At 75.0% G+C, this 18,861-nt stretch carries 16 protein-coding genes and 1 riboswitch; of the genes, 11 read left to right on the forward strand and 5 right to left on the reverse strand.

What is annotated here, in order from left to right; genetic code table 11:
- The first annotated feature begins 57 nt into the window (after nt 1-57).
- The 3 genes from THESUDRAFT_RS05980 (at nt 58) to THESUDRAFT_RS05990 (ending at nt 4,654) form a co-directional block, all read left to right on the forward strand.
- Nucleotides 58-2,145, forward strand: coding sequence for an ABC-F family ATP-binding cassette domain-containing protein (locus tag THESUDRAFT_RS05980; protein ID WP_006903853.1), 2,088 nt, complete (start codon nt 58-60; stop codon nt 2,143-2,145).
- Between the two features lie 190 nt (nt 2,146-2,335).
- The gene (locus THESUDRAFT_RS05985; RefSeq protein ID WP_006903854.1) at nt 2,336-3,670 is read left to right on the forward strand and encodes a Glu/Leu/Phe/Val family dehydrogenase; all 1,335 of its coding nucleotides are present in this window, start codon (nt 2,336-2,338) and stop codon (nt 3,668-3,670) included.
- 75 nt (nt 3,671-3,745) lie between these two features.
- Nucleotides 3,746-4,654 (forward strand): MurR/RpiR family transcriptional regulator, encoded by a 909-nt coding sequence (locus THESUDRAFT_RS05990; protein WP_006903855.1) that lies wholly within the window; start codon nt 3,746-3,748, stop codon nt 4,652-4,654.
- Nucleotides 4,655-4,763: 109 nt separating this feature from the next.
- Here the strand turns inward: THESUDRAFT_RS05990 and sfsA are convergent, their stop codons facing one another.
- From sfsA to THESUDRAFT_RS06005, 3 genes are read right to left on the reverse strand one after another with little or no spacing between them, the layout of a single operon-like run.
- Entirely contained in the window at nt 4,764-5,774 is a 1,011-nt protein-coding gene (gene sfsA, locus THESUDRAFT_RS14375) for a DNA/RNA nuclease SfsA (RefSeq protein ID WP_242823259.1), read from the reverse strand.
- An 8-nt stretch (nt 5,775-5,782) separates the two neighbouring features.
- Nucleotides 5,783-6,841 (reverse strand): biotin--[acetyl-CoA-carboxylase] ligase, encoded by a 1,059-nt coding sequence (locus THESUDRAFT_RS06000; protein WP_006903857.1) that lies wholly within the window; start codon nt 6,839-6,841, stop codon nt 5,783-5,785.
- Between the two features lie 59 nt (nt 6,842-6,900).
- Complete coding sequence (locus THESUDRAFT_RS06005; RefSeq protein ID WP_006903858.1) at nt 6,901-7,338, reverse strand: cupredoxin domain-containing protein; 438 nt, start codon at nt 7,336-7,338, stop codon at nt 6,901-6,903.
- Between the two features lie 309 nt (nt 7,339-7,647).
- Here THESUDRAFT_RS06005 and THESUDRAFT_RS06010 point away from each other — a divergent pair, with 309 nt between their 5' ends.
- From THESUDRAFT_RS06010 to THESUDRAFT_RS06025, 4 genes are all read left to right on the forward strand, one after another.
- Nucleotides 7,648-8,604 (forward strand): YgjP family zinc-dependent metalloprotease, encoded by a 957-nt coding sequence (locus THESUDRAFT_RS06010; protein ID WP_006903859.1) that lies wholly within the window; start codon nt 7,648-7,650, stop codon nt 8,602-8,604.
- 102 nt (nt 8,605-8,706) lie between these two features.
- A riboswitch (SAM riboswitch) is annotated at nt 8,707-8,825 on the forward strand.
- A gap of 95 nt (nt 8,826-8,920) precedes the next feature.
- Entirely contained in the window at nt 8,921-10,111 is a 1,191-nt protein-coding gene (gene metX, locus THESUDRAFT_RS06015) for a homoserine O-acetyltransferase MetX (protein ID WP_006903860.1), read from the forward strand.
- Entirely contained in the window at nt 10,108-11,235 is a 1,128-nt protein-coding gene (locus tag THESUDRAFT_RS06020; protein ID WP_006903861.1) for a homoserine dehydrogenase, read from the forward strand. Before metX ends, THESUDRAFT_RS06020 begins: the two co-directional genes overlap by 4 nt.
- 56 nt (nt 11,236-11,291) lie before the next feature.
- Nucleotides 11,292-11,726 carry a hypothetical protein gene (locus THESUDRAFT_RS06025; RefSeq protein ID WP_006903862.1) on the forward strand — a complete coding sequence of 145 codons (435 nt, stop codon included), beginning with the start codon at nt 11,292-11,294 and terminating at the stop codon, nt 11,724-11,726.
- Nucleotides 11,727-11,945: 219 nt separating this feature from the next.
- Here the strand turns inward: THESUDRAFT_RS06025 and THESUDRAFT_RS06030 are convergent, their stop codons facing one another.
- Entirely contained in the window at nt 11,946-12,698 is a 753-nt protein-coding gene (locus tag THESUDRAFT_RS06030; RefSeq protein WP_006903863.1) for a hypothetical protein, read from the reverse strand.
- Nucleotides 12,699-13,452: 754 nt separating this feature from the next.
- Here THESUDRAFT_RS06030 and THESUDRAFT_RS06035 point away from each other — a divergent pair.
- The 4 genes from THESUDRAFT_RS06035 to THESUDRAFT_RS06050 all read left to right on the forward strand — a co-directional run bounded on the left by THESUDRAFT_RS06035 (nt 13,453) and on the right by THESUDRAFT_RS06050 (nt 17,542).
- A complete protein-coding gene (locus THESUDRAFT_RS06035) occupies nt 13,453-14,760 on the forward strand; it encodes a D-alanyl-D-alanine carboxypeptidase family protein (RefSeq protein WP_242823260.1) in 1,308 nt (435 codons plus the stop codon).
- 156 nt (nt 14,761-14,916) lie between these two features.
- Nucleotides 14,917-15,270: an alpha/beta-type small acid-soluble spore protein gene (locus THESUDRAFT_RS06040; RefSeq protein WP_006903865.1), complete on the forward strand. Its 354-nt coding sequence runs from the start codon at nt 14,917-14,919 to the stop codon at nt 15,268-15,270.
- A 133-nt stretch (nt 15,271-15,403) separates the two neighbouring features.
- On the forward strand, nt 15,404-16,630 hold the full coding sequence (gene queG, locus THESUDRAFT_RS06045; protein ID WP_006903866.1) for a tRNA epoxyqueuosine(34) reductase QueG: 1,227 nt from the start codon (nt 15,404-15,406) through the stop codon (nt 16,628-16,630).
- Between the two features lie 375 nt (nt 16,631-17,005).
- Nucleotides 17,006-17,542 carry a hypothetical protein gene (locus THESUDRAFT_RS06050; protein ID WP_242823261.1) on the forward strand — a complete coding sequence of 179 codons (537 nt, stop codon included), beginning with the start codon at nt 17,006-17,008 and terminating at the stop codon, nt 17,540-17,542.
- Between the two features lie 84 nt (nt 17,543-17,626).
- Here the strand turns inward: THESUDRAFT_RS06050 and thiI are convergent, their stop codons facing one another.
- Entirely contained in the window at nt 17,627-18,841 is a 1,215-nt protein-coding gene (gene thiI, locus THESUDRAFT_RS06055) for a tRNA uracil 4-sulfurtransferase ThiI (RefSeq protein WP_006903868.1), read from the reverse strand.
- Between the last annotated feature and the right edge of the window lie 20 nt (nt 18,842-18,861).

Here is an 18,861-nt window from a genome sequence, read left to right on the forward strand (position 1 = left end):
GCCCCGACCTCGACAGGCCGCCGGCCAGCCTGTACAAGAAGGGAGGAGGTGAGGACCGTGGCGGGCGGGTGGGATCCGGGGGCCGTGCTGCTGGACGTCCAGGGCGTGACCCGCAGCCTGGGCGGGCGGGAGATCCTCCGGGGCGTCGATTTGCGGGTGCGGGCGGGCGACCGCCTGGGACTGGTGGGTCCCAACGGCGCCGGCAAGTCCACGCTGCTGCGCATCCTGGCCGGGGTGCTGGAGCCGGACGGCGGCCGGGTCCACCGGGCCCAGGGCCTGGCCGTGGGCTACCTGCCCCAGGATCCTGCGGCGATCCAGGGGGGCACCGTGCTGGAAGCGGTCCTGGACGGCTTCGGCGAGTTGCTGGTCCTGCGTCGCCAGCTGGCGGAACTGGAAGATCGCATCGCCCGGACCGCATCCCGGCCGTCCGCGGCGGCGCCGGGCCCGCAGGGCGAACCCCTCCAGGGGCTGCTGGACCGGTACGGGCGGCTCCAGGAGCGGTTCCAGCAGCAGGACGGCTATGCCATGGAGGCCCGGGCGCGCCAGGTCCTGCTGGGGCTCGGCTTCCACCCGGACGAGTTCGAGCGCCCGCCGGCGTCCCTCAGCGGCGGCCAGCGGGTGCGCCTGGGCCTGGCCCGGGTCCTGGTGGCCCGCCCGCCCCTGCTGCTCCTGGACGAGCCGACCAACCACCTGGACGTGGCGGCGGCTGCCTGGCTGGAGGACCACCTGGCCACGTACCCCGGGGCCGTGGTGCTGGTGTCCCACGACCGGGGCCTGCTGGCCCGGGCCTGCAACCGCATCGCCGAGCTGGTGGACGGGCGGCTCGGGCTGTACGACGGCAACTACGACGCCTACCGCCGGGAGCGCAGCCTGCGCCGCCAGCAGGCGGCTGCCGCCTACCGCGCCTACCAGGAGGAGCGCCGCCGCCTGGAGGACTTCGTGGCCCGCTACCGGGCCGGCAACCGGGCCACCCAGGCGAAGGACCGGGAAAGGAAGCTGGACCGCCTGGAGCGGCAGGCGCCCCCACCGCCCCCGCCACCGCCGCCGCTGCCCCGCATCCGCCTGGACGCGGGCAGCCCTTCCCACGAGGTGGTGTTCCGCCTGGAGGGGGCGGGCCACCGCTACGGGGAAGGCCCGTGGCTCTTCCGCGATCTCCATGCCGTGGTGCGGCGGAGACAGCGCATCGGGGTGCTGGGTCCCAACGGGGCCGGGAAGTCGACCCTGTTGCGGCTGCTGGCGGGCGACCTGGAACCCGTGTCGGGCCAGGTGGTACGCGGCGAGGGCGTCCGGGTGGGCTACCTCGACCAGCTGCTGGGCCTGACCGACCCCCGGCGCACGGTCCTGGAGGAGTACGTGGCGGCCACGGGCATGACCGTGGCCGAGGCCCGTCACGCCCTGGCGCGCTTCCTCTTCCGCGGGGAGGCCGTCCACCAGCCGGTCGGTTCCTTGAGCGGCGGCGAGCGCAGCCGCCTCATCCTGGCCCGGCTGGCCGCCCTGCGGGCCAACGTGCTGATCCTGGACGAGCCGACCAACCACCTGGACCTGGAGACCCGCGAGGTCCTGGAGGAGGCCCTGGCCCGCTACCCCGGGACGCTGGTGGTGACAAGCCACGATCGCGCCTTTCTGGAGCCGCTGGTAGAGACCATCTGGTGGGTGGAAGACGGCCGGGTCGAGCAGGCGCCGGGGCCTCTCAGCCGCTGGCTGGCGGCCCGCCTGAGCCAGCGGGCGGAACCCGCCGGGCCGGAGGCCGGTACCACCGTGATCCAGCCGCCGCCCCGGGGGCCGGCCGCCGGCGCCGCAGGACAAGCGCACGGCGGAGCCGCCGGGGGCGGGCCGTCCCGGCCCGCGCCGGCCGCCAACCTCTCCCGCGACCGGCTGCGCCGGCTGGCCCAGCAGGTCCGGTCGCTGGAAGAGGCGATTGCCCAGCTGGAGCAGGAGCAAGCCGGCCTGGTGCAAAAGCTTTCGGACCCGGCCTTCCTGGCCCGGGGTGGCGCGGCGGTGGCGTCCGCGGCGCGCCGGGCGGAAAGCCTGGCCTGGGAGCTTGAGGCGCGCATGGCGGAATGGGAGAGCTTGAGCCGGCTGCTGGAACAAGCCGCCGTGCCGGGGCGGGGGAGCGAGGGCGGCGGCGCCGCCGCCCTGCAGTGACGCCAGGCCCGTGACAGGCGCGGTCTACGGCCCGGGACGCCCCTTCCGGGCTGCTGGCGATCGATGACGGTGATCCTGCAGCGGCGTATAATGCTGACGGAAGACTTGCTCCGCGCGCTTCACCGCGCATTGACCGGTATGCAGCGGGTCGGAGTGGCCAGCACGAGCCCGCGAGGGGGAACAGCGCACCATGCCGGAGGCACAGCACTCGCCTCTGAGGGCTGCCCAGAAGCAGCTGGCCGCCGTGGTCGAGCGGCTGGGGCTGGGGCCCGACGTATATGAGTTGCTGAAAGAGCCGGCCCGTGTCATCGAGGTGTCCATTCCCGTCCGGATGGACAACGGCCGGCTCAAGCTTTTCAAGGGCTATCGTGCCCAGCACTGCGACGTGCTGGGACCCACCAAGGGAGGCATCCGCTTCCACCCCCGGGTCGACCTGGACGAGGTCAAGGCCCTGGCCATCTGGATGACCTTCAAGTGCGCCCTGCTGGGGCTCCCCTACGGCGGGGCCAAGGGCGGCGTGATCTGCGATCCGCGGGAGCTTTCCCGGCGGGAGCTGGAGGAACTTAGCCGCGGCTACATCCGCGCGCTGGCCGGGTTCATCGGTCCCGACCGGGACATCCCGGCACCCGACGTCAACACGTCGGACCAGGTGATGGGCTGGATGCTGGACGAGTTCTCCCGGATCACCGGCCACCCCAACCCCGCGGTGATCACGGGCAAGCCGCTGGTCTTGGGCGGTTCCCGCGGCCGGGGCGAGGCGACGGGGCGGGGCGTGGTGGTTACCATCCGGGAGGCCGCCCGGGTCCTGGGCATGGACATGCAGCAGATGACCGCGGCCATCCAGGGCTTCGGCAAGGTCGGCAGCTGGGTGGCCCGCTACCTGCACCGCGCGGGTACCCGGGTGGTGGCGGTGGTGGACGCCTACGGCGGCGTCTACAACCCGGCGGGGCTCGACGTCGAGGCGCTCTTTGCCTACGGCCGCCAGAACGGGACGGTGCGCGACTTCCCCGGCGGCCAGCCCATCGACAATGAGGCCCTGTTCCGGCTGCCGGTGGACGTGCTGGTCCCCGCCGCCCTGGAGAACGTGATCACCGAGGAGAACGCGCCCCACATCCAGGCGCGCATCATCGCCGAAGGGGCCAACGGCCCCACCACTCCCGAGGCCGACGAGATCCTCTACCGGCGGGGCATCTTCGTGCTGCCGGACATCCTGGCCAACGCCGGCGGCGTCACGGTCTCCTACTTCGAGTGGGTCCAGAACCTGATGCAGTACTACTGGTCGGAAGAACAGGTGGTGCGGCAGCTGGAGCGCCTCATGGTCGGCGCCTTCAAGGCGGTCTACCGCTGTCATGTGGAAGAGTCCGTCCCCATGCGCCTGGCGGCCTACATGGTGGCCATCGACCGCCTGGCCGAGGCGCTGATCGCCCGGGGCTGGGTGCCCGCCACCGACTACCACCACGTGCCCCAGCCGGAGCCGGCGGAAGCGGCCGTCGACGTCTTTCGCGAGCCCGCCACGCCGGTGTAACGTGGAAGGAGAACGTGCGGAAGTCGGGTGGGGCCGGCCCGCCGCGGCCGGCCCTTGCCGCGCAGGGAGGCGGTCATGGCAAGCTTCGCGGAGCGCCTGCGCAAGCGGGCGGGGCGGTTAAGCCGGGCCCAGCGCCAGCTGGCCGAGTTCATCCTGCAGAACGAGCCCCGGGCGGCTTTCATGACCGCCGCCCGCCTGGGGGCGGCGGTAGGGGTCAGCGAATCGACGGTGGTGCGGTTCGCCATCGCCCTGGGCTACAGCGGCTACCCCGAGCTGCAGCGGGACCTGCAGGACCAGCTTCGGGCCCGCCTGTCCGCCGCCGACCGCCTGGTGCTGGCGGAGGAGCGCGGCGAGCGGGCGGAGACCATCCTGGACACCGTTCTCCGCACCGACATGGACAACATCCGCGCCACCCTGGCCTCGCTGCCGCGGGACCGCTTTGCCGAGGCCGTCAGCGCCCTGCAGCGGGCCCGGGCCATCTACGTGGTGGGCCACCGCAGCGCTGCCGCGCTGGCCCACTACCTGGGCTACTACCTCCAGCTGATGCTGCGTAATGCCCGCACCCTGACCCACGCGGGGACCGCCCTGGAGGAGCTGATGGCGGCCGGTCCGGCCGACGTGGTGGTGGCCGTCACCTTTCCCCGCTACGCCCGGGCCACCGCCGAGGCCTTTCGCCTGGCCGCCCGGCGGGGAGCGCGCACCGTCCTCATCACCGACAGCGTGGTCTCGCCGCTGGTGGAAGACGCCGCCATCGTGCTTCCCGCCCGCTCCGAGTCCCCTTCCTTCGCCGACTCGCTGGTAGCGCCGCTCAGCGTCATCAACGCCCTCATCACCGCCGTCGCCCTGGCCCAGCCCGAGAAGGTGCGGGCCGCCCTGCGGGAGCTGGAAGACCTCTGGGACCGCCAGGGCACCTACCTGAAGGAAGAACGCCGCTCCGACCGGATCGTCGGGCCCGGCGAGGCAGGCGGCGACGCCGGGTCCTGACGTGCCGCCCGCCGTGCCCGCCGGCCACCGTGCCCGCCCGCCAGGGGCGCCGGCCGGGACGCCGAGCGCCGGTTGCGCGGGCCAGCCGGCCCCTGCGCCGCCTCGCCCCCTATTCCGGCACCACCGGAATGGGGCCCAGAAGGCTGATCCCGGCGGGGCTCACCCGGCAGCGGTAAGCGTACGCCTCGACCCCGGCCGCCCGGGCCCGGGCCAGGGCGGCGGCAAAGTGGGGGTCCGCCCGGCGGTGGGGTGCCAGGCGGGCAGCGTCGTCCCGCTGGACGAACCAGACCACGGCGGCCCGCCAGCCCTGGCGCACCGCCTGGGCCAGCTCCTCCAGGTGGCGGGCGCCGCGGGCGGTGGGGGCGTCGGGGAAAAGGGCCGTGCCGTCCTCCACCAGGTTGCACGACTTGGTCTCCACCAGGCAGGGCCGGAGGGGCTCTCCGGCCCCCTCCAGGCGAAAGTCCAGTCGGCCGGCGCCCCAGGGAACCTCGGTCTGCCAGCGGCGGTAGGCGGCGAAGGGCAGCAGGGCGCGGCGGTCGAGGGCGGCGGCGAAGAGCCGGTTGGGCATCCGGGCGTCGACGGACACCCACCGCCCGTTAAAGGACACCAGCAGCAGATCGCCCGCCGTCCGCCGGCCGCCCTCCGCAGCGGATCCCGCCCGTCCCGCGGTTCCGGAAGGGGGCGGGGGCTGCCGTACTGCGGCCGCGGCCGGGCCAGGCAGAGGCTGCGGCGGGCCCAGGGGGGCACGGGCCTGCCGGCGGGAGGCGGCGGGGGTGCCGCCCGCCTGCTGCTCCGGCTGCGGCGCCGCGGCGGGAATCCATGCCAGGCCGGGGGTGCCGGGGACCAGCAGCTCGGCCATGCGGCCGGAGTTGGGCAGGTGCAGCCGCAGGACCTTGCCTGCGGCCCCGTCGCCGGCCCCGCCAACCGCTGCGGCAACGGTCCTGCCGGCGGCATGGCCCGGCCCGCAGGGCCTGCCCCGGGGCTGGTCCGTTCCGGCGCGGCCGCCCGCCGGGCCGGAGGTGCCGGGGCTGGCCGGAACCGCCTCCACCGCAAAGCGGTTGAGGCGCCGCAGGATGATCACGGGCACCAGGGGGGAAGGCCAGGGCAGGGCGACGTTCACCGGGCCGCTCACCGGGACCCGGCCCCGGGAGGAGCCCCGGCGGGCCGCAGGCGCTGCACGTCGCCGGCCAGGATGCGCTGGCGCCGGCCGCCGGCCTGTTCGACCACCAGGGAACCGTCGGGTGCCACGTCCAGGGCGATGCCGGCCACCTCACCGGTGGGCAGGGCCACCCGCACCGGCTCCCCCAGCCAGGCGGCACGGCTGCGCCAAGCGGCCAGCACCGGGCCGGGACCTTCCTGGTGCAGCTGGGCGTAACGTTCCTCCAGCCGCTGGAGGATCGCCTCCGCCAGCTCGTTCCGCGTCACCCGGCGGCCGGCCTCCCGGGCCAGCCAGGTCAGGCGACCGGCCAGCTCGGCGGGCACCGGCTCGCCCTCCACGTCCAGGTTGACCCCGATGCCTGCCACCACGTACTCCGCACCGTGGGGGTGGCTGACCGTCTCCAGCAGGATGCCGGCCACCTTCCGGTCGTCGATCAGCACGTCGTTGGGCCACTTCACCTGGACCGGCCGGCCGGCCAGGCCCTCCGCCGCTTCGGCCACTGCCGCCGCGGCGGCCAGCGTCAAAAGGGGCAGGTGCTCGGGGGGCAGGGCGGGGCGCAGGATCAGGGACATCCAGAGGCCGCCGGGCGGGCTCCACCAGGCCCGGCGCAGGCGCCCCCGCCCGGCCGCCTGGCGATCCGCCACCACCACGGTGCCCTCGGGTGCGCCCGCCTCCGCCAGCCGGCGGGCCACGTCGTTGGTCGACCCCACCTCGGCGAGCCAGTGGACGGTGTGGCCCAGGCGCGCGCCCGCGCGGCGGGCCTCCAGCAGCTCGGGGACGAACCGGCGGGCTGCCAGCCGCCCGGCGGCCCCGGAATCCAGGGTGTAGCCCTGGTGGGGGCGGCCTTCCACAGGCCAGCCGTCCCGGCGCAAAGCTTCGATGTGCTTCCAGAGGGCGGCGCGGGTGATGCCCAGGCCCTCCGCCAGGGTCGCGCCCGAGACCGGCTGCCCGCCGGCGGCCAGCAGGGCCGCCAGCACCCGGCTGCGCGGCCGGGGCCCGTCCCCTCTCACGGCATCCTTTGCGGGCATGGCGTTTCCTCCCGGCAACACCATACCACGCCGGGCCCGGAGCAGGGTGTCGCGGCGCCTCAGCGCTGGGCGTCGGCCGGGTGGACCACCAGGATGCCGCGCATCCCCTTCTCGTAGTGGCCGGGCATGTGGCAGGCCAGCTCGAAACGGCCTGGAAGATCGGCATTGAAGATCAGCCGGACGCTGGTTCCCGGCCGCAGGCCGGCCACCTCGATGCCATAGCCGTCGATCTCCAGCTCGTGTTCCTCCCGCCCCGTGTTGATCAGCGTCAGGCGCACCCGGGTCCCCTGCCGGACCTCGATGACCGCCGGCTGGTAGGCGTACTCGGACAGCCGGATCACCCGGTCGGCCACGGGCCGCCCCGGTGCGGTGACGCCGGCCACGCCGGGGCGGGTCGACCGCAGGTGCAGGCCCAGGGCGCCGGCCAGCAGGGCGGCGGACACAAGCAGGGCGATCACCGAGCGGGCGGCGGGCCCCGGTGCAGCCCCGTCGGACACGATGGCACCTCCCCGCAAGGGGCCGTTTCCCGGCCGGTTGGGGGGCGGCGGCCGGGCGCCCTTACGGAACCAATGTATGCCGGCCCGGTGACTCTCCATGCGCAGCGGCCGCCGGGGCCGGGCAGCGGTTGTCCACAAGGGGGCGGGCAACGGCCGGGCGAACCAGGACAGAGCGACCGCGATGCGGACTTCCAGGGCGTCCGGGGGCGGGTCCGCCTGCCCGCCCGGGCACGCGGCGCGGCCGGGCGGCAACGGAGCCCGACGGAGCCTGCCGCCGGCCATCGCCCGCGAGGAGAAGGAGGGCGACGCATGGGCGAGGGGTCCAGGGACGGGGATCGGGGGCTGCGGCCACCGGGGGGCATGGGGCAGGGCGGGGCCGGATCGCAGGGCCTGCCCCCCTACACCGTCCGGGTCAGCTCCAGGGCGCGCCGGGTGCGGCTGGTGCTTTCGCCGGCCGACGGCCTGGTGGTGGTGGTTCCGCCGGGGTACCGGCTGCAGCGGGTGCCCCAGGTGGTGGCCCAGCATGCGGCCTGGATCCAGCGGGCCCGGCAGCGCCTGGAACAGCAGGCCCGGGCCGCCGGCGGCGGGGCGGGCGATCCCTTGCTCCGCCAGGATGCCGCCGGCCTGGCTCCCCCGGCCTGGCTGTGGCTGCGGGCTCTGGGGGAGGTGTGGGCCGTGACGCCGGCGGGCCGGCCCACCCTGGGCGGCGCCGCCGGCGGAGGGGGCAAGCCCGCCGCCGGCCGGACCCCGCAGCAGGCCCTCTTCGCCGGCGGGGTCACCGGCGATCCAGGGGAACCGCCGCCCCCGGGCGCATCCCTGGCCGGGCAGGTCCGCCTGCCGGCCCGGGCCGGGGAGCAGGGTCCTGCCGCCTGGGGGCCTCCCCTCAGGGGGTGGCTGGCCGCCCGGGCCCGGGCGACCCTGCTGCCCTGGCTGGAACGGCTGGCGCGGGAGCGGGGCTTTCGCCTGGCGGGTTCGTCCATCGGCTGCCCCAAGACCCGCTGGGGCAGCTGTTCCGCCGGGCGCCACGTGCGCCTCAGCCTGAAGCTGCTCTTCCTGCCGCCAGAACTGGTGGAACACGTGCTGATCCACGAACTCTGTCATACCGTCCACCTCAACCACGGTCCCGCCTTCTGGGCCCTGGTGGAACGGCATGACCCCCGGGCGGCGCAGCACCGGCGCCAGCTCCGGGCGGCCTGGAGCTATGTACCGGCCTGGCTGCGGCCGGCGCGCTCCATCGGGCCTTCCCCGGCCGATGCCCGATGGTGAGGGGCGCCGGCGCGCAAGGCCGGCCGGGTCGCGGCCGGGATCGTTGACCTGCAGGGGCCGGCATGATAGCATCACTTTCAACAATCACAGAGCGCGTCTGCTCTCTTATCCAGAGTGGCGGAGGGACTGGCCCGATGAAGCCCGGCAACCGCCGGCCGTGCCTGGACGGCCGGTAAGGTGCCAACTCCTGCAGGATCCGTGCGGATCCTGAGAGATGAGAGGGCGCCGGAAATCTTTTCGGCCCTTCCCTCTCGGGAGGGGTAGTTTCTTATCCGGGACCCCTTCGGGGAGCGGGCGCGGGAGGGAGGGGGACGCGGTGATCCCCTGTCGCGGCCTTGTCGAGGTGGGGCCCTTGCCCCTGGAGCAGGGCGGCCACCTGCCCCGGGCCGAACTGGCCTACGAGACCTGGGGTCGCTGGGACCCCCAGCGCCAGAACGCCATCCTGATCTGCCACGCCCTGACGGGCGACGCCCACGTGGCCTCCCACCATCCCGGCGACCGCCCGGGCTGGTGGGAGGCGGCGGTGGGCCCGGGCCGGCCCATCGACACCCGCCGCTGGTTTGTCATTTGCAGCAACGTGCTGGGAGGCTGTTACGGGTCCACAGGCCCGGCCAGTCCTGAGGAGGCCGGCCACGGGCCCTGGGGCGGGCGGTTTCCCGTGATCACCGTGCGGGACATGGTCCATGCCCAGCGCCGGCTCCTGGATGCGCTGGGCATCGGGCGGCTCGCCCTGGTGGTGGGCGGTTCCCTGGGCGGCATGCAGGCGCTGGAGTGGGCCGTCACCTACCCCGAGCGGGTGGGAGCGGCGGCCGTCCTGGCGGCGCCGCCGGCCGCCTCGCCCCATGCCATCGCCTGGAACGAGGTGCAGCGCCAGGCGATCTTCGCAGACCCCGCCTGGCAGGGCGGCGACTATCCCGCCGCCCGCCCGCCCCGCCGCGGGCTGGCCCTGGCCCGGATGCTGGCCATGACCACCTACCGGGGTCGCGAGGAGTGGGAGGCGCGCTTTGGCCGGGAAGAGGTCCCGGCGGGCGCCGACCCGGTCGCCCAGCGGCTGGGCTCGTACGCCACCGCGCCGGCGGGCCCGGCCGAGGCCTTCCGGTTCCAGATCGAAAGCTACCTGCACTACCAGGGGGAAAAGCTGGTGCGCCGGTTCGATCCCGCCACGTACGTGACCCTGACCCGGGCCATGGATCTCCACGACGTAGGCCGGGGCCGGGGCGGGCTGGAGGGCGCCGCGGCCCGGGTCCAGGGCCGCATGTATGTGCTCAGCATCACCTCGGACCTGCTCTACCCCGTGGACGAGCAGCGGCGGCTGGTCCAGGCCCTGCGCCGGGCGGGCAAGAATGTCACATGGCAGGTCTGGAAGGCTCCCTGGGGCCACGACAGCTTCCTCGTGGACCCCGCGGGGGTGGCCCGCCGGGTGATGGACTGGCTGGAAGAACCCGGTGCTACCGCCGCGCCCGCGCAGGCCGGGGCGGTGGCGGCGGTGGGGGAGGGGCGCCCGTGAAGGGTCCCGTGGTGGCGCTGCTGGGTCTGGGCACCGTGGGTAGTGCGGTGGCGCGCCGGTTGCTCAACCCGCCACCCTGGCTGGTGGCGCGGCTGGGTGGCGTGCCGCGGCTGAAGGGGATCCTGGTACGCCACCCCGGCAAGCCGCGGCCGGCGGCCGTCGACCGCAGCCTGCTCACCACCGATGCCGACCAGCTGCTGGGCGATCCTGAGGTCGACGTGGTGATCGAGCTCATCGGCGGTGTCGAACCGGCCCGCCAGTACGTCCTGCGGGCCCTGGAAGCCGGCCGCCACGTGATCACCGCCAACAAGGCCCTTCTGGCCGAATCCCTGGCGACCCTGTCGGCGGTGGCCCGCCGGCACGGGGTGGAGCTGGCCTTCGAAGGGGCGGTGGCCGGCGGGGTGCCCATCATTCGCCCGCTGCTGAGGTGCCTGGCGGCCAACCGGGTGCGCCGCCTGCGGGCGGTCCTGAATGGCACCTGCAATTTCGTCCTCACCCAGGTGGAGCAGGGCGCCACCCTGGAGGACGCGGTTCGTGCCGCCCAGGCCGCCGGCTATGCGGAAGCCGATCCCAGCGACGACTTGTCGGGGCGCGACGCGGCCCGCAAGCTGGCCATCCTGGCGACCCTGGTGACGGGCGAGCCCGTGGCCTGGACCGCCGTGGCCCGTCGCGGGCTGGACGACCCCGCCTTTCGCCGTGCCCTGCAGGAGGGAGGGGGCGGGGGCGAGGCGGCCCGCCAGGGCGGCGGCGCTGCCCGCTGGCGCCTGGTGGCCACCGCCGAGTGGACGGGGCCGGCCCCCCGGCTGGCCGTCGAGCCGCAGATGTTGCCGCCCCACGACCCCCTGCTCCAGGCGGCCGGGGTGGAGAATATGATCCTGATCGAGGCGGATCCGGTGGGCACGGTGCGGTTTGCCGGGCCCGGGGCCGGCGGCGATGCCACCGCCAGCGCCGTCCTGGCGGACCTGATCGCCATCTGGCGGGGCGACCGCCTGCCGTTGCCGGACCTGGAGGCCGGCCGGTCCGTGGCCGTGCAGCCCTCGGCGGCCGTGCCCCGCGCCGGGTTCGACACCGAGTGGCAGGATCCGGCGGCTGCGGCGGTTAAACTGAGGTTGACGGAAGGTTGAACGGCTCACCGGCCGCCGGGCTCCGCGGCCGGGCGGCCGCGGCAGGGGGGAGCGGCATGGGCCCCAGGCATCTCGCCCAGTGCTATCGTTGCCGGCGCACCTTCGAGGCCGACCGCCGGGGGGCCCGCTACTGCCCGGAGTGCGAGCGGGAGCAGCGGCGCCGGTTCCGGGTGTTGCCGGGGGGGAAGGATCCCCGCTACGGCTGGGGGGTGGCGCCCGCGGCGCGGCCGCGGGCTGCGCGGCCGGGCCCGCGAAGCGGGCGCTGGCCGCTGGGCTGGCGGCAAGCGCGGCGGGGCGGGCCGGTGTCCTGGCGGAGCCGCTGGACCTGGCGGCGGTGGCACCAGCTCCTGCGCCTGGTGGCCGTGGTGGCCGCGGCCGCGGCGGCGCAGGTGGCCTGGGAACAGGTGGACGCCGGTTCCTGGCCGGTCGAGTGGCTGGTATACCTGGCAGGAGCGGCCTGGATTTGGAACCGGCGGGATCAAGCGGCCTAGGTCGCGACACCCAAGCGGCCTGGGTACCGGCACCGGGGTACACATGGTCCGGCGGCGGGTATCCCGCCGCCGGTTGCTTCGTCCCGCGCCCTTTCCGGCCGCTTCCCTCCACTGCGCCCCGGTGCACCTGCGGGCCCGGCGACGCCTGGGGTCCCGGCGCCATGGCGAACCCCAGGGGCATGGGGAGCCTCGAGCGGAGGTTCCCGCCCGGCCGCGCCCTCAGGCGCCCTCCTCCGGACCGTCGCCGGGTTCCACGGCCAGGCCTGCCTCCCGCAGCCGGGCCGCCAGCTCGGGCCGGGTCCCCCTGAGCCGGATGCGGCGGGGGCCTAGCGCCTTGAGCAGGCCGGCGGCCAGGTCCTCCCGCTCCAGCGGTACCCGCGGGTCCAGGTGCCCCTCCAGAAACTCGCGGTAGAGGGGCGGCCCGCCGGGCTCCCGGATGACCAGGTCCCGTCCCTGCCCTTCCACCCAGAGCTCCTCGGGCCCCTCCTCTACCGGGCGCAGGGTGCCGAGGAACTGCTCCAGGGCCCGCTCCAACCAGAGCTGCTGCAAGCCTGTCCGGGCCAGCTCGCCCACCAGGCTGCGCAAGAACCGCTCGCCGCGAAAGCGTAGCCAGCCCAGAATGCTCAGGCGACCGTGCTGGAGCAGTTCGGGCAGCAGCAGAGCCGCCGTTCCGCGGGCCAGGGGCGGCTGGGCCAGCAGGGGGAGGCTCTGCTTCCAGACCTGCAGCCGGTCATCGGGGTCGACTGCCGCGTAGCGGGAATCCAGGTGCTCCAGCAGCATCTCCGGCAAGAGGACCTGGTGCACGAAGTGGGACGCGGCCTGGGCCGCCGGCTGGGGCACGTATTCGGTCAAAAAGACCCACCGCTGGCGCGACCGGAACACGGTATAGACCAACCGCTCCCGCTCCAGCACCCGCTGGAACTCCGAGGGGTGGGTCTCCACGGAGATGGCCAGCTGTCCCTGCGCGCCCATCAGGCCAACCTCCCGCTGTTCCCGGCCACCGCCGGCGGCTCCAGCGGGCGGCCCTGGCGGGGTGGCCGGCCCGCGGGGCGCCGCCACCGAGGTGGCCCTGGTTATCCCTTAGTCTATGCGGACTCCCCACCCCGCTCCTGCCGGTGGTGCGACGCCCGCTTCCATTCCGTCAGCCGCCGCCCGGCGTGGCTGACACCCGTACCGGACGGGCGCGCACCCCTCCGTCGAGCCCAGGGCCCCGCCGCCTCCGGCCCCAGGGGCCGTCCACACCCGGGCGGGGTCCTGCGAAGCCAGGGGCGGTGGAACGATTCACCATCCCTGGGTCTTGAGCCGGCGGGAGGAACCGCCCCGGTCCTTAGCCAAAAGCCTGAAGGATATACCGTGTCGCCCGGGCCCCTGTGGGGTCCGGGCGGGCGGCGGGCCGGTGGCCCGGGCGTCCCCTGCCAGGGCGGCGGCCGGGCGCGTCAAGGGGCCGGCGACGCCGCCGGACTGGAAGGCAGGGCCGCTGGACTTGCCGCGGCCCGGGCAGCGGATGGGCTGCGGCCCAGGCCCGCTGGTGGCCTGGCGCCGGACCAGGCGCCCGAAGGCTGGAGACCGGTCTTCGGCGTACGGCAGCAAGGAGGTGCCATGCAGGTTGCCGGCTGCAACCAACCGGCGGCCCTCCGCAGGCCGGTGGGGGAGGGGCGGTCATGGAGGGCGCCGGCAGGCGGGGGGATGCGCGCCGTGGCAACAAGCGGTGCGGCGCGGCGGGTTCGTGCTGCTTGCCGTCGCCCTGGGGCTGGCGGTCCTGGCGGGCGCGGTCCCCGGGGTCCCGGCGGCCCGGGTCCGGGCGGAAGGGTCCGCACCCCAGCAGCCGCCATCCCAAGACGCCCGGGCGGCCATCCTGGTGGACGCGGCCACCGGGCAGGTGCTCTACGCGCGCAACGCCGACGCCACCATGCCTATGGCCAGCACGACCAAGATCATGACGGCCCTGCTGGCCATCGAGCGAGGGGACCTGCAGCAGGTCATCACCACCAGCCAGCGGGCCTTCGGCGTCGAGGGGTCCAGCCTCTACCTGGCCCTAGGCGAGCAGCGGACCCTGGAAGAGCTTCTCTACGGGCTCATGCTCCAGTCGGGCAACGACGCGGCGGTGGCCATCGCCGAAGGCCTGGCCGGGTCCGTGGAGACCTTCGTCCAGTGGATGAACCAGCGCGCCCGGGAACTGGGCCTGGAACACACCCGCTTCGCCGATCCCCACGGGCTCGCCAGCCGGGACCACTACACCTCGGCGCGGGACCTGGCCACCCTGGCCCGGGTAGCCCTGGCCAATCCCACCTTCCGGCGCGTCGTGGGAACCAGGGAGTACCGGATGCCCTGGCCCGAAAAGAACTCGGAGCGGGTGCTTTACAACCACAACCGGTTCCTCTGGCGCTACGACGGCGCCACGGGTGTGAAGAACGGCTACACCAGCGCCGCCCGTGGAGCCCTGGTGGCGTCGGCGCAGCGCGGCGGCGTCGAGCTGGTCGGGGTCCTGCTGGGGGCGCATCCCACGGGGATGTACCGGGACATGGCGGCCCTGATGGACTGGGGTTTTGCCCGCTTTGAGCCCCTGCCGCTGGTGCAGGCCGGCGAGCGGGTGGGGCAGGTGCCGGTACGGGGCGGCCGGCAGGACAGCGTGGCGGCCGTCGCCGCCTACGGCGTCCGGTGGCTGGTTCCTCGGGACGAGCCGGCGCCGCCGGTCCGGCGCCAGGTGGAGCTGGAGCAGGCCTTGCAGGCGCCGGTGGGCGAGGGCGCGCGGGTCGGCACCCTGGTGGTGCGCGTGGGCGACCAGGTCGTCGACCGGATCCCCTTGCTCAGCGGCGCGGCGGTCGAGCCGCTCACGGCCTGGGAAGCGGCGGCCCGGGCGGTCAAGGCGCGGCAGCCGTGGCCCTACGCCTGGGGCTTGGCCTTGCTGGCCGCGGCCTGGACGGTCCTTCGCCGGCGGCGAGCCATGCTGGCGCGGCGTCGCTGGCGGCGCCGGGTGGCGGCGTTCGACCCGCTGTGGTACGCCTTTCGCGCGCGGGATCCGGGAGCTGACTGAAGCGTCAGCGGGCAGGCGCCCGGCGGGCCGGCCGCCTGCCGGACGGCAGCCTGCCCCACCGGCGCCAGGCATCGGGGGTATCGGCCCGGCGGGCCTTCTCACACTACAAATGGCCCGTCTTTCGCGGCCGAACACCGAACCCGAGGTGGTGCCTGCATGGCCAGACGACGCGGCGCCGGCGACCTGCTGGTTCCCGGCGCGCAGCCGGGGCTGGACCGCTTGAAGATGGAAGTCGCCCAGGAAATCGGCCTGTTGCCGCCCGGCGCGGCCTCGCCCCACGCCTACGACGCGGCCCTGGACCGGCAGAAGTGGGAGGTGGCCGAGGAACTCGGCCTGGCCGACCGGATCCGCCAGGTGGGCTGGGGGGAGATGACGACCCGGGATTGCGGCGCCATCGGCGGGCGCCTGGGCGGCCGCTTGGGCGGCCAGATGGTCCGGCGGATGATCGCCCTGGCCGAACAACAGCTGGCAGGGGCGGGAGGCCCGCCCACCACCGGTCCAAGCTGGTGAGTCGGCACCCCGGTCGGTAGACGGTACAATGAAGGAAAGACGGGGTCGGGCGGCGACCCGGGCAGCCGGGTGGCCGCCTTTTTGCGCGTTCTCCCTGGCGCGCCGGGACCGGGCCCCGAGGGGAGGGATGCCCATGGCTTGTCCCGATCCGGCCGGCCTCAAGCGAGCCCTCCTGGCCGAGGCGCGCCGGCTGGGTTTCGTGGCGGCCGGCGTGGCGGCCGCCGCCCCCCAGGTGGATCTGGAGTGGCTCCTGCGGCGGCGCCAGGCGCAGGGGATGGCCACCCCCTGGGAAGATCCGGACCCGGCCCGGCGAGCGGACCCTTCCAGCCTGTTGCCGGGTGCCCGCTCGGTGGTGGCCGTGGCCATGGCCTACGACCCTCCCCGCACCCGGCGCCGGGCGGCGGAGGGGCAAGGACCCCGGGAGGGCACAGGCGACCGGGGTGGGCGCCGCGAGCCGCCCTCCCTGCGGGGCTATGTGGCGGCGGCGGGCCGGACCCGCTCGTACCAGCACGTCATGACCCGGCGGCTCCAAGCGCTGGGCCGCTGGCTGGAAGCCACGGTGCCGGGTGGCTGCCGGTGGGCCGTGCAGGTGGACACCGGGCCGCTGGTGGACCGGGCCTGGGCCCGGCAGGCGGGGATCGGCTGGATTGGCAAGAACGCGTGCCTGATCGTGCCCGGGGCCGGGTCCTGGGTCTTCCTGGGCGAGCTGGTCACCGACGTGGAACTTCCCCCCGACCAGCCCCTGGCCGATGCCTGCGCCGGCTGCGACCTCTGCCTGCGGGCTTGCCCCACGGGCGCCTTCCTTGCGCCGCGGCAGCTGGATCCCCGGCGCTGCATCTCCTTCTTGAGCCAGAAGCCGGGCATGCTGGACGAGGAGGAACGGGCTGCCCTCGGCCAGAGCCTGTACGGTTGCGATGCATGCCAGGCGGTGTGCCCGTTCAATCGCCGGGCCGTGCCGGGCCATCCTGCCCTGCGGCCACGGCCCGGTGACCCCGAGGACCCGGCGGCTCCCCTTCTGCCGGACCTTCTGGCCATGGGCCGCGCCGCGTTTCAGGCGAGATACCGGCCCCTGACGGGGGCATGGCGGGGCCGCAAGGCCTGGCAGCGCAACGCCATCGTCGCCCTGGGCAACCGGGGTCCTGCGGCCCGGCCGGCGGTTCCGGCTCTGGCCCGCGTGCTCCTGGGGGATCCGCGGCCCGACCTGCGCGCCCTGGCCGCCTGGGCCCTGGCCCGGATCGGGGGCGATGCCGCCCGGGAGGCCCTGGAACGGGCCCGGGCGCAAGACCCGGATGCGGCCGTCCGCCAGGCGGCGGCCAGGGCCCTGGCGGAAGGGGCTCGGCCCGCGCGGAAGCCGGTCTGAGGGAGCAGGTTCAGGGCGGGGGTCAGGGTCCTCCGGCAGGGTCCCCCGGCGCCGGCACGACGACCGCCCCGAGGAGGGCCGCGCCCCGGCCGGGCTCCGGCCCTAACGCGCAGGACGCGGCGGCCTTCTTGACGAACCAATTGGGTTACAGGCTCCTCGTTGGGCCGGCGGACCCGCAGCCGCCGCGCCGGCGCTCCCGCCGGCGGCGGGCCGGATGCCGCCCCGACCCCGGGACGCGACCCGGGGTGGCCATGCGGGGCCCGCGGCACGGGCACGGGGCTGGCAAAAAGGGGCCCGCCGGTGGATATACCGGCGGGGAACCGGTTCAGGTTAATTTCGACAGGGCACGGCACGGGCCGCGAGGCCCGCGGGAAGGTGGTGAAGTCGGCCGTGCGGGTATTTGTCAACAACCATCCGGTGGACGTCTATCCGGGCGCCAGCGTGCGCCATGCACTGCTCCGTTATTCTGAGACCGTCTACCAGGACACGGTGGCGGGGAAGCTGGTGGTGACCGACCGCCACGGCAACCGCCTGGGCCTGGGCGGTGTCCTGGAAGAGGGGTTGCGCCTGACGGTGGAAGGGCCGGGCGGCTTCCGGCCGGGACCGGCGCGGCCCGCCGCCGGGGAGGTGGCGGCCACCGGTGCACCCCACGGGACCAACGGCACGGTGCGGCCCGCCGCCAGCAGCCTGGCGGCGGGCCAGCCGGCGGGTGGGCGGCCGGCCGGCACCCCGGCCATGGGCATGGAGGCGGCCGGGGCCAACGGCGTGGCCCATCCCCAGCGGGGGGAGGGGCGCCGGCGGCGGCGCGGCCGCCGGCGGGGAAACCGGCGGGGGCGTCACCGCGCCCAGCCCGACGCGGGCCGCCAGGGGAGAGCCCCGGGGGGACAGGCCAGCGCCAACGGTACGGGCTGACGGCGGGTACAGGCCGGAGAAGGAAGGGGCGGGCCGGGGACCGCTGGGTGGACCCCGGCCCGCCCCTCTTTACGGGCGGAGCCTTCACGGCCCCTGGGCCGGTTCGACCACCAGGCGCTCGCTGCGCTCCAGGGCCTCTGCCAGCAGCGGTTCCCAGTCCCGCACCGCCTCGGCCTGCTCCGCCTGCTCGGGCCGCGGCCGGGTGGCGGGGTGGGCCGGAACGAAGAGGGTGCAGCAGTCTTCGTACGGCAGCACGGAGGTGTCGTAGGTGCCGATGGCCCTGGCCCGCTCGACGATCTCCGCCTTGTCCATGCCGATGAGCGGCCGCAGCACGGGCAGGGTCGCCACCGCCGAGATGGTGCGGATGCTTTCCAGGGTCTGGCTGGCCACCTGTCCCAGGCTCTCGCCCGTGACCAGGGCCAGGGCCCGCTCCCGGGCCGCGATGCGCTCGGCCAGGCGGAACATCATCCGCCGCATCAGGGTGATGGTGAGCTCCGGCGGGCACTCCAGCTGGATCGCCCGCTGGACCTCGGTGAAGTGCACCACCCAGAGGGGCAGCGGTCCGCCCCAGCGCGCCAGCACCCGGGTGAGGTCGACCACCTTTTCCCGGGCCCGCTCGCTGGTGAAGGGCGGGCTGTGGAAGTGGACGCAGATGGGAACAAGGCCCCGCTTCATGGCCATCCACACGGCCACGGGGCTGTCGATCCCGCCCGACAGCAGCGCGCAGGCCCGGCCCGTCACCCCGACGGGCAGCCCGCCGGGTCCCGGCACGGACCGGGCGTAGACATAAGCGCCGTCGTGGCGCACCTCCACGTGAACCGTGATCTGGGGGCGCTGGACGTCGACCTTGAGCTCAGGACGGGCCGCCAGCAGCCGGCTGCCCAGCTCGCGGTTCAGATCCAGCGACGTCAGGGGGAACCGCTTGTTGGAGCGCCGGGCTTCCACCTTGAAGGTCGGCGCGCCTCCGGTGCCTACCCCGCCGGCCCCGCCCCTGGCGGCCAGGGCGGCCTCCAGGGCCCGGGCGGCCGCCGCGGCGATGGCCTCCAGGTGGAGGTCCACCCGCTCGGCCGGCGCCACGGCCACGATGCCGAAGACCCGTTGCAGGCTCTCCAGCAGGGGTTCCGGATCGGTGCCGGGCGGCGGCTCCACCCAGACCCTGCCCGGCGTGCGGTAGACGGCGACCCCGGGCCAGGCGGCCAGGGCCCGCCGGATCCGGCGGACCAGGGCCTGCTCGAACTGGGGCCGGTTCTTCCCCTTTAGACCGATCTCGCCATAGCGGACAAGCAGGACGGAATCCAAGGTGTGCCTCCTCCGGACCG

Origin of the sequence: Thermaerobacter subterraneus DSM 13965 (assembly GCF_000183545.2) — a bacterium.
Lineage (GTDB): Bacteria > Bacillota > Sulfobacillia > Thermaerobacterales > Thermaerobacteraceae > Thermaerobacter > Thermaerobacter subterraneus.

What these genes read in the sequence shown, in the direction of transcription:
- THESUDRAFT_RS05990 (WP_006903855.1), top strand. Translation starts at nt 3,746, where the DNA reads ATGGCAAGCTTCGCGGAGCGCCTGCGCAAGCGGGCGGGGCGGTTAAGC.
- THESUDRAFT_RS06025 (WP_006903862.1), top strand. Translation starts at nt 11,292, where the DNA reads ATGGGCCCCAGGCATCTCGCCCAGTGCTATCGTTGCCGGCGCACCTTC.
- THESUDRAFT_RS05985 (WP_006903854.1), top strand. Translation starts at nt 2,336, where the DNA reads ATGCCGGAGGCACAGCACTCGCCTCTGAGGGCTGCCCAGAAGCAGCTG.
- THESUDRAFT_RS06000 (WP_006903857.1), bottom strand. Translation starts at nt 6,841, where the DNA reads ATGCCCGCAAAGGATGCCGTGAGAGGGGACGGGCCCCGGCCGCGCAGC.
- THESUDRAFT_RS06040 (WP_006903865.1), top strand. Translation starts at nt 14,917, where the DNA reads ATGGCCAGACGACGCGGCGCCGGCGACCTGCTGGTTCCCGGCGCGCAG.
- THESUDRAFT_RS06030 (WP_006903863.1), bottom strand. Translation starts at nt 12,698, where the DNA reads ATGGGCGCGCAGGGACAGCTGGCCATCTCCGTGGAGACCCACCCCTCG.
- queG (WP_006903866.1), top strand. Translation starts at nt 15,404, where the DNA reads ATGGCTTGTCCCGATCCGGCCGGCCTCAAGCGAGCCCTCCTGGCCGAG.
- THESUDRAFT_RS06010 (WP_006903859.1), top strand. Translation starts at nt 7,648, where the DNA reads ATGGGCGAGGGGTCCAGGGACGGGGATCGGGGGCTGCGGCCACCGGGG.